The sequence below is a fragment of the Variovorax sp. GW531-E2 genome (assembly GCF_059423125.1).
Genome location: NZ_JBWKXQ010000024.1, coordinates 1 through 13,438 on the forward strand (window position 1 = coordinate 1; position 13,438 = coordinate 13,438).

A 13,438-nucleotide genomic window follows, 5' to 3' on the forward strand; every position below is an offset into this window, starting at 1 on the left:
GCGGCGCCGGGGCGGGCAGGGCGGGCTCCTCGGCGGCCTTCACGGCCACGGGGGCGTGCTTGCGCGGCTTCACGCCCTCGACCGTCACGAAGCTCGGGCAGAAGCCCTTGATGCACGACTCGTCGGCGTTGCACGCGCTCTGGTCCACGCTGCGCTTCAGGCCGAGGTCGGTTGGCTTGGGCAGCAGGGCGGTGCAGTTCGACTGCTCGCCACAGTCGCCGCAGCCTTCGCACACCGCGTCGTTGATGAACACGCGCCGCGCGGCGGGCGGGAACTCGCCCTTCTTGCGGCGGCGGCGCTTCTCGGCCGCGCACACCTGGTCGTAGATCAGCACCGACACGCCCTCGAAGCCGCGCAGCTCGCGCTGCACCGCGTCCATGTCGTCGCGGTGGTGCACGCTCAGCGCAAAGAGGCCGTCGCGGTCGGGCGGCAGCAGGCTGCGGTCGGCCCAGCGCGTCGGGTCTTCGGCCACCAGCGCGATGCGCTTCACGCCTTCGGCCGCCACCTGGTGCGCGATGCGCGGCACGGTGATCGGCCCGTCGACCGGCTGGCCGCCCGTCATCGCGACCGCGTCGTTGTAGAGGATCTTGTAGGTGATGTTCACGCCCGCCGCCACGGCCGCGCGAATCGCGAGCGAACCCGAGTGGTAGTAGGTGCCATCGCCCAGGTTCGCGAACACGTGCTTGCGCTTGGAGAACCAGGCCTGCCCCAGCCACGGCGCGCCTTCGCCGCCCATGTGCGTGGTGGTGCGGTTGTGCTCGGGGTAGATGGCGGTGGCCATCACGTGGCAGCCGATGCCCGCGAGCGCCAGGCTGCCTTCGGGCACCTTGGTCGAGGTGTTGTGCGGGCAGCCCGCGCAGTACCAGGCCGGGCGCGAGGGCGTGGCCACGGCCTTGCCGAGCACCACGTCTTTCGCGTCGAGGATCGCCAGCCGCATGCGGATGCGGTCGCTGGTGTGAAAGCGTGCCACGCGCCCCGCGATGACGCGCGCGATCTGCGCCACCGAGAAGTCGGCCGTGGCCGGCAGCAGCCACTGGCCGCGCGGGTGCGCGCCCCATTCGCCCTGTTCGTCGAACTTGCCGATCACGCGCGGGCGCACGTTCTCGCGCCAGTTGTACAGGTGCTCCTTGAGCTGGTACTCGACGATCTGGCGCTTCTCTTCGACCACCAGGATTTCTTCGAGCCCGTCGGCAAACTCGCGGATCGAGTCGGGCTCCAGCGGCCAGGGCATCGACACCTTGAACAGCCGGATGCCGATGCGCGCGGCCTCGTCGGCGTCGATGCCGAGTTCTTCGAGCGCTTCGAGCACGTCGCGGTACGACTTGCCCGAGGCCACGATGCCCAGCCGCGCCTGCGGCGAATCGATGGTCACGCGGTTCAGGCGGTTCTCGCGCGCGTAGGCGATGGCGGCGTAGATCTTGTAGTCCTGCATCAGCGCTTCCTGCTTGCGTGCCTGCACGCCGAGCGTGTCGGTCGACAGGCGCGCATGCACGCCGCCGGGCGGGAACGCGAAGTCCTTCGGCAGGCGCGTGTGCACGTCGAGTGCGCCGGCGGCAATCGAGCCCGACGACTCCACCGTGTCGGCCAGCGCCTTGAAGCCGACCGGCAGGCCGGCAAAGCGCGACATCGCAAAGCCGTGCAGGCCCAGCTCGATGTACTCCTCCACGCTCTGCGGATAGAGCATCGGGATCATCGAGGCGGCGAACAGGTGATCGCTCTGATTGGGCAGGGTGGACGACGACGCGCCGTGGTCGTCGCCCGCCACAAGCAGGATGCCGCCCTTGGGCGACGTGCCCGCGTGGCTCATGTGCTTGAACACGTCGCCGCAGCGGTCCACGCCGGGCGCCTTGCCGTACCACATGGCGAACACGCCATCGACCGCGCTCTCGCCGGTCAGGTGCACCTGCTGCGTGCCCCACACGGCGGTGGCGGCCAGCTCTTCGTTCACGCCGGGCAGGAACTTGACGGCGTTGGCTTCGAGCTGCGGCTGGGCTTTCCACAGCGCCTCGTCCAGGCCGCCGAGCGGCGAGCCGCGGTAGCCCGAGACAAAGCCCGCGGTGTTCAGGCCGGCCTGCTGGTCGCGCCATTTCTGCACGAGCATGAGGCGCACCAGCGCCTGGATGCCGCTGAGGTAGATCCGGCCTTCGGTGGCCGTGTATTTGTCGTCCAGCGCAACGCTGGCGAGTTCGTGGGTTGCCATGAGAGAAAAGACTCCGGGTAGGACTCGTGGAATGCGGGCGTGGCCCCGGTAGAGGGCCGGCCCGCGAAACGCCTCGCCGGGGTTGCCGCCGAGACAGCGACGATTCTTTCGCACCCCGGCCCGAAAGTGCTTCTTCGTTTCGACGGGGAAACCCGCATTCCGGAAGAACCATCGCCGTGGTCGTCGATTCGCCGAAAGGCCTTCGGCCATGCGCCCACAACCGCGCAGGCCCGACAATGTCCGCCCGATCGACCGAGGACCCGATGAGACCCGACCTGGATTCGCTGGCGCTGTTCCTGCGCGCCATTGAGCACGGCAGCCTGTCCAAGGCGGCCGCCGAGAGCCACATGGTGCTGTCGGCCGCGAGCCGGCGCCTGGCCATCCTCGAGAGCCAGCTCGGCGTGGGGCTGCTCAACCGCACCTCGAAGGGCGTCACGCCCACGGGCGCGGGCGAGTCGCTGGCCATGCATGCGCGCCAGATCCTGCGCGACGTGGACCGCATGCGCGCCGACCTGTCCGACTACGCGCAGGGCGCCACCGGCCGCGTGCGGCTGCATGCCAACGCGTCGGCGATGGGCCAGTTCCTGCCCGACGACGTGGCGAGCTTTCGGCTGCGCTACCCCGAGATCCGCGTGAGCGTGGAAGAGCACCGCAGCGTCTACATCGTGCAGGCGATTCGCGACCGCCAGGCCGACGTGGGCGTGATCACCAGCGAGGCGGTCGACCCGGCGCTGCATTTCATTCCGTACCGCACCGACCGGCTCGTGGCCATCGTGCGCCAGAAGCATCCGTGGCGCGGGCGCGAGGTGTCGTTCGAAGAACTGCTCGACTTCGACTTCGTGGGGCTCGAAGACGACTCGGCCATCTCCCGCACCATGGAAGACGCCGCGATGAGCGCGCGCAAGGTGCTGCGCCTGCGTGTGCGCGTGAAGAGCTTCGAGGCCGTGTGCCGGATGATCGAAGCGGGGATGGGCGTGGGCATCCTGCCCGAGGGGGCGGCGGTGACTTACCGCAAGGAGATGAAGCTGCGCTTCATCAACCTCACCGATGCGTGGGCGTCACGCCGGATGTACCTGTGTACGCGGCAGGAGGCGTTGAGCTTTCCGCAGCGTCGGTTGGTGGATCATCTGCTGGCGCGGGGCATGCCGTAAAAGTCGTTCAGGGCGACGCTCACGCCGACGGGGCACCTTGCTCCGCGAATGTCCCCCGGCCTTCGGCCTCCTCCTTGATTTCGCTGCGCAAGGCACCCCATCGACGTGAGCGTGTTCAGCGCTGCTGCCGATTGGCACGGCGCTCGTAAGGCCCGCGTGCGGCGCATTGCGGAAGCTGCATTTGTTGGCGCTCGTCGGGACTTCGTGCCGCACGAAAGCGCCACTGCGCTGCGCTCTTCTCTAAAGTAGCTGCCCCTGTCACTCAAAACCCCAACAAGGGGGCTCGGAAGGCGCTACATACACAGCCGTTGAAATGTTGAAAGGCTGCTTGCCTCGCGGCAGGTTGTCGATGCGAAAGCAGCGATGCAAATGCGAGGTATCAAAAGGCGACGGCCGGGGTGTTACGAGCACCCCGACCGTCTAACCAAAGACGTGCAATCACCTTGGAAGGAACGCACAAAAATGGCTACCAAGACTATAGCCCGGCCTCGCACGCCGGTATCCCCCGCCGGAAGCGCCCACGAAGACCCGGCGAACCTCCTCGAAAACACACTCGCCCAACTCGAAGCCCTGCTGTGGGTCTGCCACGGGGAAGACATCGACTGGGGCAGCGGCGAAGGCCCCCGGCAATTGGACAACCTGCTTTGGCTTGCGGCGGAACTGGCGCGCAAGGCGGGGGAGTTGTTTCAGGCGAGTGAGAAGGCGCGGTGCGGAGCGCTTGAAGATGGCCATCGACGCTGACCTCAACACCGTCGAGATTCCCTGCGAGTCGGGCGTCATCAAGTTCGACTGGACGCGTGTCGTTCCACTCACCAGCCAGCATCCGCTTGCGTTTTCAAAGTTGCATGCGGCATGCAGTCGCAGCCGTTCATGGGCGCACTGGCAGCAGAACTCTGCGTGGAAATGCCAGATCGGCCGGCTTCAAATTCAGTACTTTGTCATTACCCAAAGCCATGGCCCATTCCTAATTCTGTTGTAAGTCAGGTTCTGGTCAGCTATCTTCGGCGCCTTGCCAACGAAGAAGAAAGCGCTGCAGAGATGAAATATGTCGATATTTCGGTCGCTCCAACTGCATCCACAGGCAAGCAAGGAAAAACTCAAGGGGACGATCTGTTCCAGCAGGTCCGGCCCACACTCAAGACATCGACGCCCCCTGCAGATGGGGCTGCAGGAAGTCAGAAGTCCTCCCCGACAGAGCGCGTGTTGTTCCTGCAGGAAAACTTGCGTCAGATCGGCAACGGCATTGAGGTCGCAGGTATCCGCCGCGCCCATCTCTTCCACGGCCAGCTCGGCATCACGCCGTGGATACTGACCAGCAATTTCTCTCCTCGCCTGCGTGAGAACGAAGCGAGCTTGAAGGGCAAAGGGATGTTGCCCGCGGAGACGAAGGTGCTCAATGTCTACGAATGGCTGGTGGACATGAGTTCTCAGGGCTTGTTGACCCCGCTCGCTTCATCACGGCCATCACGTTCACCAGGCAGTTCATCTTCTGCCAGCGCTGCCAAGCCTTCGCTGCGAAAGGTCAGCCACCCCGCAGCCTGGGATTCGACACAGGTCGGATGTGAAGAGTTCGGGCTGGCGAACGGTCAGATCTTGATGCGAAAGACGTTCAAGTCGGGCCGAAGCGGCGCGGATCTTCAGGCCATCGAGTTGCGCGATGCGCAGGGCACTGCGGTCACCCACGCGACCGAGAGCGATTTTGTCTGCGCAATGATGGCCGCCAATCTGGAGGAAGACGTCACTTGGCACTTCCTCGTGGACAAGAACAAGATGTATCGCAAGCTCCGGCAAAGTACGGCGAGCCGCCGGTTTCGCCACACTGTGAGCGCCTTCTTGCACAGCACCCATCGGCTTCCCAATGGGCAACTGAAAACCAGCTATCGGCACCTGTTCGAAGATGCGGACTCCTGCGACAGCCTGATCGTTGCCACGGAGGAGCAACATCGGGACTTGCTCGAGACCGGCATGTCGGCGACGAAGCTGAAAGTGATCCCGCACGCGTTGCCTGGTGTGCCCGAGATCGTCGAATCTGCTTCCTTGCAGGAGAAGCGGGTGATCTATCTGGCGCGCTACACGCCGGAGAAGCAGCATGAACTGCTTTTCCAGGTGTTCGAGCGCGTCCTCAAAAGGGTTCCGGACGCACAGTTGCACACCCACGGCGTGGGCCCTTTGCAAGCGACGCTCCAGGCCCGCGTCGACGCCTCCGGTCTGGCGGGGAGCATCCACATCCACGGCTATGCAAATGATGTTGCAACCCTCTTCAAGGAGTCGAGTCTCGGCGTGATGGCGTCCAACGAGGAGGGGTTCTCGCTGTTCGGGTTGGAATGCCTGGCCCACGCACGTCCGTTGGTCGCCTTTTCCGTGAAGTACGGCCCGAAGGATTTGCTGGAAGGCAGGAATGCCGGCATCCTGATTCCCCCCGGGCACGTCGACGCGATGGCCGATGCGATCGTCGCGCTGCTGGAGGACCCCGAGAAAGCGTATGACCTTCGCTTCGGCGCCTTGACGTCCGCGGAGCGCTTCACTGCGGACAAGGTGGCGCAGCGATGGTCAAAATGGTGGGCCGATGTCCGTGAGATCGCACGTCATCGTGAAGCGAACACACTCACAGACGCGAGTCTCTGAGCAGTCGAGGCGCAGCAATCAAGTCTTGATGCGATCGACTCATGATGCTGTCAAGCAGCGGGCTTGAACCGCGCTGATGAGTGCCTGCTTTGGAGATGCTGGAGTGTCTCTTGTGGGCCCAAAGCTGCCAGTCGGATCGCCCCGAAGCGGGCATTCCCGCCAACTACAGGGACCACTTCGCGATGAGGCCTTGCAAGCGTCTCGTTGTTGCTACTTCTTTTGCAACGCCTGCATGTCCTGTCTTAACGAGCGCGAGAGCTGACTCTTCAGCCAGCTCAAAGTCCGCGCTGGTCATGTTCTCCACAAGAGCTTTGACCGATGCAACCTCCAGCGATCCGAGCGCAGCTAAAGCCCTCACTGCCGTCGTGTGGCCATTCGACGCGTCCGTAGTCAGCAAACGCTCCAGTGGTTTGGCCTTCGGTCCGAGGCGAACAGCCATTTCCTGAGCACACTGTCGCGGAAAGCCAAGGCGGCCGTAGGCAACACCGAAAGCATTGGTGGCGCTGTCGTCCAGGATTGCCGTGAGCACCGGAATGCAGGCTGCGCCACGCGTTAGAAGCTCCTGCTGCCGGTTTCAAAGACACCTTGTTAAGGTGGAAGATGAAACCGGAGGTGGTTCATGGAGAGAAGAAGGACATTCAGCCGCGAGTTCAAGCTCGAGGCGGCCAAGCTGGTCACCGAGCGTCGATGACCTCTTGTCTTTGCAAGCCGTATTCCCCAGGCTTTCAACGACGACTACTGGGCGTTGCGCGTGAGCAGTGAATGCGCTGCCACATAGAGCGCCGAACGCACATCAGCATCGCCAGCTCGAGAGATGTGACCGGGGTTGTCCATCTCACCGGATTGGTAGCGTTTGGGTGTCGCTGAGACTCAGATCAGTTCGGCATCCGCAGGCGGCGACTCGATCGGCGCGGTGCTCCATTGCAGCCGCAGGCTGTCGTCCAGGTGGCCGTCGCCGAGGATGGAAAGATCGTTGCCGAGCACAATGTTCTTGGCGGGCAGAGGGATCGTCGCGGCTGCGCCCGTGACCTCAAAATCCTGCGGACCATCCAAGAGGCCCAGCGCCGAAGCGAAGGTATCGGTGGAGCGGCAACCGTGCTCCACGAACGGCCCGGTGCTCGCGCCCATCGCCAGGCCCATGGCGCCGAGCTTCGACTCGGGGTCGATCCGCAGGTAGGTGAAGATCACGCGGTCGCCGGCGCCGGGCTCCCGCATCAGCTTCACCTGCGAGGCGAAGCTGGCTTGTCCGCTCCAGGTGATCGTGCAGTCCGGCGGCACGTGGAAGGCGCCGCCTGCCGCCAGCTCCATGGTGGAGTCATAGGTGCCGATCGCGTAGCGCACGGGCCGCTTCACATCCTCGCCACAGGTGTCGCGCACCGGCCCTACGTCGGCTCGCCAGCGCGTGCGTATCGGCCCGTCGACCGCGAGGCCCGGGTAGTTTTGCTTGAACCAGTGCGTGTCGATGCGGATGTCCCACTGGCTGACGGTGCGCCGGTTGCTGCGATCCGCACCCAGTTCCACCCACACCGGTCCGCGCGAGCCCGCGCCCACGCGCGGCAGGTCGCAGACGACGAGCTCATGCTCCCAGCGCACCACCTGGCGCTCCGATCCGTCGACGAAGACCTTGCCCTGCCTGCGACCGAAAGCGCCGATGAGGTTGAGCTGGTCGTTCAGTTCATCGACCTCGACATGGTGAATCGACGGCGAGAGAATGTGACTCACCGCGCTGCGCGGATTGGGCTTGGCGATGAAGTAGGCGCCGGTCTTGGTGCCGTTGCCGGTGTCGTGGTTGAGATTCTTGCGCTGCATATGGGCGATCACTTCTTCGCCCGTGAAGGCGCGTTGCTTCGGCGTGTGCGGCTTGAAGAGGTTGGCGCCCAGCATCCGGTCAACACAGTACTTCGGTATGTCAAAGGCGGCCGGCGGCGAGCAGATCTCCGTCCAGCCCAGGTAGAGGCCCGCGTTCTTACGGTGGCAGGCGACGAGAAAGTCGATCACCCGGTCGTTGTCGGCGCTGTTGGCGCTGTTGCAGGCGTTGATGACGACGACGCTGTCCTGCGCGAACTCCCAATAGGTGTCGACGAAGGCCGCGGTGATGCCGTAGCGCGTGTCCTTGAGCATGATCTCCTCGCCCTTGCTGTCCACGGTGGCGAGGCCGTTGTAGGCCGTGAAGTAGGTCAGCCGGAAGGCGGCGAGATCGGCCTGGAAATCGGGCTGTGCCTCCAGGGCGGGGTCGATCAGCGTGGACGACTGGATGGAGTACATCTGCGGTGAGCCCGTATCCTGATGGCGCGTGTGCTTCACGCCGCCATGGGTGTTGATGTAGAAGAAGCCGTCCCCTTTGATTTGGCGCAGGGTCGTAATGTGCGCGTCACCCTCGACGCCTGGTTGCAGCGCGTAGTCATGCGCGCTGAGCCAGCCGGACATTTCTGCGATAGCTGCCTGGCCGTCGAAAGGCGTAAAGAAGGAATGCATCAGACGTGCCTTGCGCTCGCCGGGCAGTTCCGGCGGCTTGGCGGCTGCCAACCCCGCCGCCTTTTGTGCTTGGCCCGTATCGGCGATCGCGGCGGTCGGCGTCGAAGTGCCGGTGGGCTTGAAGTTGTGCGACACCATGTGCACGCGGCCATCGGCGAAGGTGCCCCAGGCCGTCAGTGAGCGTTCGTCAAAGCCTGTCTCCACATAGTTCGGATCCTTCGCCATGATCCCCGTCAATTCGGTCAGGTAGGCGATCGGCTCGAGTTTGCGCGATTCGAGATCCAAGCATGCAGCTTCCACGGCCCGGATGCTGGCGAAGCGGCTTGCGGGCGCAAGCCCTCCGTCCGTCCGGGGGCCTTCTCCACCGCCTACCGCAAGCGGGCCGCTGCCTCCTCCCCCTCCGCCGCCGCAGGCGACAAGCAGCGAAGGAGCACCGAGCCACAGCGCGGCCGTGGATGCGCGACCGAGGAAATTCCGGCGACCACGGGAAGGAGCTAGGGAAGAGAGGGAGGCGGATATCGAAGGAAGAGGGCTTTTCTTGGTTGTCATCGTCAGGTGCAAAAAAGGCAATGCCGGCGCCCATTCCCAGGCGACGCGGCCAGCAACGGTTTGTTGCGGCCGCGACTGTAGGCAGCGCTGGCCGCACTGGGAATTGCGTTTTTTGTGATACCTTTTTTGGATGACCAGACCAGTCACCGTTCGCCAGATCCGCTACTTCCTCGCCGTTGCCGAGGAGCGCAACTTCAGGCGCGCCGCCGAGCGGCTGGCCATCACGCAGCCGCCCCTGTCGCGGCAGATCGCAGAGCTGGAGGCTGAACTGGGTCTGCAACTGCTCGAGCGCAATACGCACGGCGTGCGGCTGACCAGCGCCGGAGAGCTGGCCATGCACAGCTTCGCGGAGCTGATGCACAGTTTCGATGCGACGCTCGAGCATGTGGCCCAGTCCGCAAACAAGCTGCCGCGTCTTCGCCTGGGCGTTCTGAACTGGGTTCACTTGAACCGACTGTCCGCAATGGAACGGAGCTTGGTGGAATCGGGGCATGCGAGCGGGATCGACGTACAAACGACAACGACGATTGCCGCAGCCTCGGCCCTGCGGCGCAACGAGCTGGATGCCGCCATCGTGCTCTGGCCGGCGTCGATGTACCGCCTGCGTGGCGACCTGGTCGATGAGGTCCCCCTCATGGCCTTCGTTCCTGCGGCGTCGGATCTCGCGCGCCAGCGGCGCATTGCAGTGCGGGACCTGCAGTCCCTGCCGCCATTCTTCCGCTTCAGTCGCAGCGTCAACACACGCATGTACGACGAGTTCACGCGCGAGTACACGGCGCATGGCTTTCGGCCGAAGGCCGAGGCGCCAGCACCCGATCCGTTGCATGTCTTCGCCCAGATCGGCGCCGGCCGTGGCTGCACCTGCCTGCCTGCGCCCTTTGCGTTGCATCGCTACGCGGGCGTACAGCCCAGGCCGCTGCGGGAGCGGATCATGGTGCCGCTGGTGGTACTGACTGCGTCGCGCGTGACGCAGGAGTTGCACAACGCCCTGGTCAAGGGCGCGGCGCGGATGCTCAGCGGGTGAACGGCATCGTTGTGGGTGGCGCAAACGTCGAAGGTGCTGATGCTCCCCCGGGGCTTCCCGAAGGCATCATCCCTTCCGCGATCGACACGGCCGCCAACCTTGGACATCGGGGCGCGCGGCAGCGACGCGATACGGAGCAGTTACTCATGGGTTCAGTCGAAGGCAGCATGGCTTGCAAGCAAATCCCCTCTGTTCATTGCCGGGCTACACCAAGGACGTCACGATATCGCGCACTGAGGGGCCGCTGCCTGCAAGGCACTCTCCAGGCATTGACAGATATCGAGAAGAACGTGGTTCGTTTCAGTGATCGCGGACTGACCTTCGCATGCGATTGGCGGATGCTGATGAGTTGTGGTTCCAGAGAGCACCTTCTGCTCGCTGAAGGACTCCAGGATCTGGAGTTCGCCACAGTTCTCGGCGCTGTCACTGGCCATGTAGCGCACGGGTGATGTAGCAGCAACAGCGGTCGTCAGCCAAGTGGAATATCAGGGGAAGACGGCGTTTGTGACTCAGGTCGAAACCCTGGCCATGTGGCCGTGTTGTTCTATCCATATCAAAAGCTCGAAAACGGCTGGGAGTTCGGACCGGATAGCTATCTAGAGGGGCAGGTGTTCTGCAACTGCATCTATCCAACGAGTGATACGCCTAGTTCCTAGTTGAAAGCCTTGGCTGGCGTCCGTAGCCGTTCGATGCGATGTCCGATTTTTGGCCTCATCGCGACCCCAGCGCGACCGGCAATAGTCGGCCCACAATCAGACATTCGTTCCCATGAGCAGTTTACTCACGCATCCGCCCACGTTTGAAGCGCAAGAACATCCCGATTGCCAGCGTGGCAAGTATGCCTCCCAGAATCAATTGCCCAACGATGGCAGCCAGAGCGGCCCCGGAGACCAGGCCGAGCGCAACCGCACCCTCGATGAAGTGAAGAGCTGCGTCTAGCTTTGAGCCTGCGTAGAACTCTTGGCCATCTTTCGGCTGCGTGTTGTCAATGACTGGTCGTGGCCGACTGTAGTCAAGGCGGAAGCGCAAGCGGGGCATCGCCGGAGGAAAACTGGAGAGGCGTGACGAACTTCCGGTATTGGCCGTCAGTTCTCGTTCATCCAGGCGGAGCGCGCGGCGCGGCATACAGTGCAGTACCAAACGCTCATACGCGAAGGCATATCCTTGCGGCCCTCCGTCGACACTGGGTCAGCAGCCGCATGCGGAAATGTGGCCCGCCTCGCGTTGAGGTATGTCTGGCTGTAGTCGATACACCCATCGATCACCTCGACGACTTCGGGCTGCAGCAAATCATCATGCAGCTCGCAGACCCTCAATGCGTCTGCGATTTGTGTCACGGCCATCTGGTGCTCGGGATGCCGCACGAAGAATTTCTGGAGTGCGACTTCCTGCCAATATCGAAGCCGCGGCACTGTTCCAGCCGCCACGAATCGACGATACCCTTCTTCCCCGAGCGCCGCGCGGAACGCCGTTCTGAAGAGAGCGTTGTCAATCGAATCCATATTGCACAAGTCGGAGCAGTTGGTGGAATCTGTGGGGTCTGAAAGCCGGCGGCGGCGAGCGGCTCCTTTGGGGCGAATTCTGCTTCGACACCGAGCGGCTGCTTCTGGCCGCATTCTGCCTCTCTTGGACCGGCGACAGCGAGCCCGAAGACTTTCGTTTCCCGCAAATGTTAGACAAAGAGGCGGTCAGGAGTGCGGCCGCTACTTTCGCAGGTAGTGAAGCATGTACGTTGAGGATTCGAATGCACCACTGTCCACCGCAAGCTGAAAACACTCGCGAAGTTCCTCTTTCGAGGTAAATGTGTACTGGCCCAGGCGCTCACCTGCAAAGCGAGCAAGCCGCCAAAAGTCGAAGCCATCTGTCTCGCCGTTCTGGCCGAAATCGAAATCCACCAATCCCGCCTCAAGCTCAACGCCGATGCCATATCCGTGCTTAATGTACGGTACGCCGCCCGGAAGGACGCCGCTGTGCGGAAGGCCATTGCAAGCCCAGGCAACATTGCTTTCGGGCATCGCAATGCCTCCCTCCTTGAGGAGATTCACGGCTGCTCCTACCGCAGCCAGGAAGTCCACGATGAGGCGACGAAGGCGCGAATCCATTTGGGTGTGCATCTGGAGGTATTAGAGGATGGTGCTGGCCGACCGGTTCTGGCCGAGTTCTGCCGAATGCGGCGAAAGGCTGGTTATCGTCGATTCAAACTCGCCATTCGCGAACGCTTGACCGCGGCTGCATTCAATCCGGCACAGGTTGTCGTACAGAGAGACCTCCCTTGTGCGGCCCTTGAACGTAGCCCATGGCGGCTGGAGGAAGGTTCTCCACGCACCCGATCGAACAGGCATTGACGAGCAGCGGCAGCACGTCGGCCGCTACCCCTAGTGAGATCCACACTTGCTCTGCGCTAGCCAGATCGATGGGCCCGCCGCACACACTGCAACGGGTTGGAACAAGTTCCGGGACTATTCGCGCTAGCGACGGAAAGGGCGGCCGATATTTGTAGTTGCCATATAGCGCTCTGGTGCTCACCGTGCTCGACCGTAGGGCTCTGCATTTGGTGATTTCATACGGCAACCAGTGAAGCCCGTATGAGGTATAGGGGACGAATTGCGTGAGACTCTCCATCTCACCAATCTCCGGCGGAATCCGAAGAAGGCTGCTTCCGTATAGGTCGAGTTTTTCGACGTGCTTTAGCCCAGCGATGGAAGGCGGCAACGTGAGCACTTGGCTCCAAAGCTCAGGACCTAATTCCTTCTTCGGTGCGAAGACTGTTCGCCGATCGAGCACAGCTTCATCGACAAGCTCCAATAGCAATTGCCAGCCCGCCAAGGTGGTGTCCTGCGGTTTAAGGTGAAGTGTCATCTCCGGCCAAAGCGGCGACCGCCCCTCATCTATTGCGTCATAGATCACCTCCCACATTTGATCGTCGGGATACATCGTGCATTCATGGACGGCCATTTCCCCTCCCTGGTTCCTACAACACTGCCGATACCGCTATCTTGACGATGCCGAAAAATCATCACACCACAATGAATGTCCGGTCATGGCCGCTACCGGTAGATGGCCGCGGCGTAGTCGGCGGCCAAGTACAGACAGGTGAAGGCAACGTACTCGGGAGACGGGCTTGAGGACTTCGATTCTTCGCCGCACAGCCAAGCATCAACAGCGTCAGGGTACTGGTGCCGGTAGCCGAGCAAGGCGTTCTGGTCATCTTCAGAAAGATTTTCGACGACCTCGGAGCGGTAGCCGTCGTCCCCGATGCCAAAGCGCTGCGCCAAGGCAAGGTAGGGCCGTGCTCCCTCCGGCACCGCAGCGGCCCGCAGACCTGGAGGTTTTGCCTCTTCGGGAACGTCGTCAGGTGTCATTTTTGGCTTAGGGGTGAAGGCAATTGGAGGTCGATTGGCAATGTCGGCTCCT

The 13,438-nt window shown here is 63.0% G+C and carries 14 protein-coding genes and 1 pseudogene; 7 read left to right on the plus strand and 8 right to left on the minus strand.

Going from position 1 to position 13,438, the window contains the following annotated elements; genetic code table 11:
* On the minus strand, positions 1 to 2,200 hold a 2,200-nt coding region (locus AC07XP_RS15695; RefSeq protein ID WP_495265185.1), incomplete at its 3' end, for an indolepyruvate ferredoxin oxidoreductase family protein.
* A gap of 263 nt (positions 2,201 to 2,463) precedes the next feature.
* Between AC07XP_RS15695 and AC07XP_RS15700 the strand changes: the two genes are divergently transcribed.
* The 4 genes from AC07XP_RS15700 to AC07XP_RS15715 all read left to right on the plus strand — a co-directional run bounded on the left by AC07XP_RS15700 (position 2,464) and on the right by AC07XP_RS15715 (position 5,976).
* Positions 2,464 to 3,351, plus strand: coding sequence for a LysR family transcriptional regulator (locus tag AC07XP_RS15700; RefSeq protein WP_062472076.1), 888 nt, complete (start codon positions 2,464 to 2,466; stop codon positions 3,349 to 3,351).
* Between the two features lie 462 nt (positions 3,352 to 3,813).
* A complete protein-coding gene (locus AC07XP_RS15705; RefSeq protein ID WP_495265186.1) occupies positions 3,814 to 4,092 on the plus strand; it encodes a hypothetical protein in 279 nt (92 codons plus the stop codon).
* Complete coding sequence (locus AC07XP_RS15710; RefSeq protein WP_495265187.1) at positions 4,076 to 4,330, plus strand: hypothetical protein; 255 nt, start codon at positions 4,076 to 4,078, stop codon at positions 4,328 to 4,330. Before AC07XP_RS15705 ends, AC07XP_RS15710 begins: the two co-directional genes overlap by 17 nt.
* 59 nt (positions 4,331 to 4,389) lie before the next feature.
* A complete protein-coding gene (locus AC07XP_RS15715) occupies positions 4,390 to 5,976 on the plus strand; it encodes a glycosyltransferase (RefSeq protein WP_495265188.1) in 1,587 nt (528 codons plus the stop codon).
* A gap of 163 nt (positions 5,977 to 6,139) precedes the next feature.
* Here AC07XP_RS15715 and AC07XP_RS15720 read toward each other — a convergent pair whose 3' ends face one another.
* From AC07XP_RS15720 to AC07XP_RS15730, 3 genes and pseudogenes are all read right to left on the minus strand, one after another.
* Positions 6,140 to 6,505 carry a hypothetical protein gene (locus tag AC07XP_RS15720; protein WP_495265189.1) on the minus strand — a complete coding sequence of 122 codons (366 nt, stop codon included), beginning with the start codon at positions 6,503 to 6,505 and terminating at the stop codon, positions 6,140 to 6,142.
* A gap of 206 nt (positions 6,506 to 6,711) precedes the next feature.
* A pseudogene (locus AC07XP_RS15725) lies at positions 6,712 to 6,825 on the minus strand (transposase); the annotation flags it as partial.
* Positions 6,826 to 6,846: 21 nt separating this feature from the next.
* Positions 6,847 to 8,736: a hypothetical protein gene (locus AC07XP_RS15730; protein WP_495265190.1), complete on the minus strand. Its 1,890-nt coding sequence runs from the start codon at positions 8,734 to 8,736 to the stop codon at positions 6,847 to 6,849.
* Positions 8,737 to 9,130: 394 nt separating this feature from the next.
* Here AC07XP_RS15730 and AC07XP_RS15735 point away from each other — a divergent pair, with 394 nt between their 5' ends.
* From AC07XP_RS15735 to AC07XP_RS15745, 3 genes are all read left to right on the plus strand, one after another.
* Positions 9,131 to 10,024: a LysR family transcriptional regulator gene (locus tag AC07XP_RS15735; protein WP_495265191.1), complete on the plus strand. Its 894-nt coding sequence runs from the start codon at positions 9,131 to 9,133 to the stop codon at positions 10,022 to 10,024.
* On the plus strand, positions 10,021 to 10,473 hold the full coding sequence (locus AC07XP_RS15740; protein WP_495265192.1) for a hypothetical protein: 453 nt from the start codon (positions 10,021 to 10,023) through the stop codon (positions 10,471 to 10,473). Before AC07XP_RS15735 ends, AC07XP_RS15740 begins: the two co-directional genes overlap by 4 nt.
* A 319-nt stretch (positions 10,474 to 10,792) precedes the next feature.
* Complete coding sequence (locus tag AC07XP_RS15745) at positions 10,793 to 10,963, plus strand: hypothetical protein (RefSeq protein WP_495265193.1); 171 nt, start codon at positions 10,793 to 10,795, stop codon at positions 10,961 to 10,963.
* A gap of 146 nt (positions 10,964 to 11,109) precedes the next feature.
* On the opposite strand, the gene AC07XP_RS15750 is transcribed toward AC07XP_RS15745, so the two are convergent.
* The 4 genes from AC07XP_RS15750 to AC07XP_RS15765 form a co-directional block, all read right to left on the minus strand.
* On the minus strand, positions 11,110 to 11,526 hold the full coding sequence (locus AC07XP_RS15750) for a hypothetical protein (protein ID WP_495265194.1): 417 nt from the start codon (positions 11,524 to 11,526) through the stop codon (positions 11,110 to 11,112).
* 201 nt (positions 11,527 to 11,727) lie between these two features.
* Entirely contained in the window at positions 11,728 to 12,138 is a 411-nt protein-coding gene (locus AC07XP_RS15755; RefSeq protein WP_495265195.1) for a DUF6896 domain-containing protein, read from the minus strand.
* 121 nt (positions 12,139 to 12,259) lie between these two features.
* Positions 12,260 to 12,979: a hypothetical protein gene (locus AC07XP_RS15760; RefSeq protein WP_495265196.1), complete on the minus strand. Its 720-nt coding sequence runs from the start codon at positions 12,977 to 12,979 to the stop codon at positions 12,260 to 12,262.
* 92 nt (positions 12,980 to 13,071) lie between these two features.
* On the minus strand, positions 13,072 to 13,386 hold the full coding sequence (locus AC07XP_RS15765) for a hypothetical protein (protein WP_495265197.1): 315 nt from the start codon (positions 13,384 to 13,386) through the stop codon (positions 13,072 to 13,074).
* Between the last annotated feature and the right edge of the window lie 52 nt (positions 13,387 to 13,438).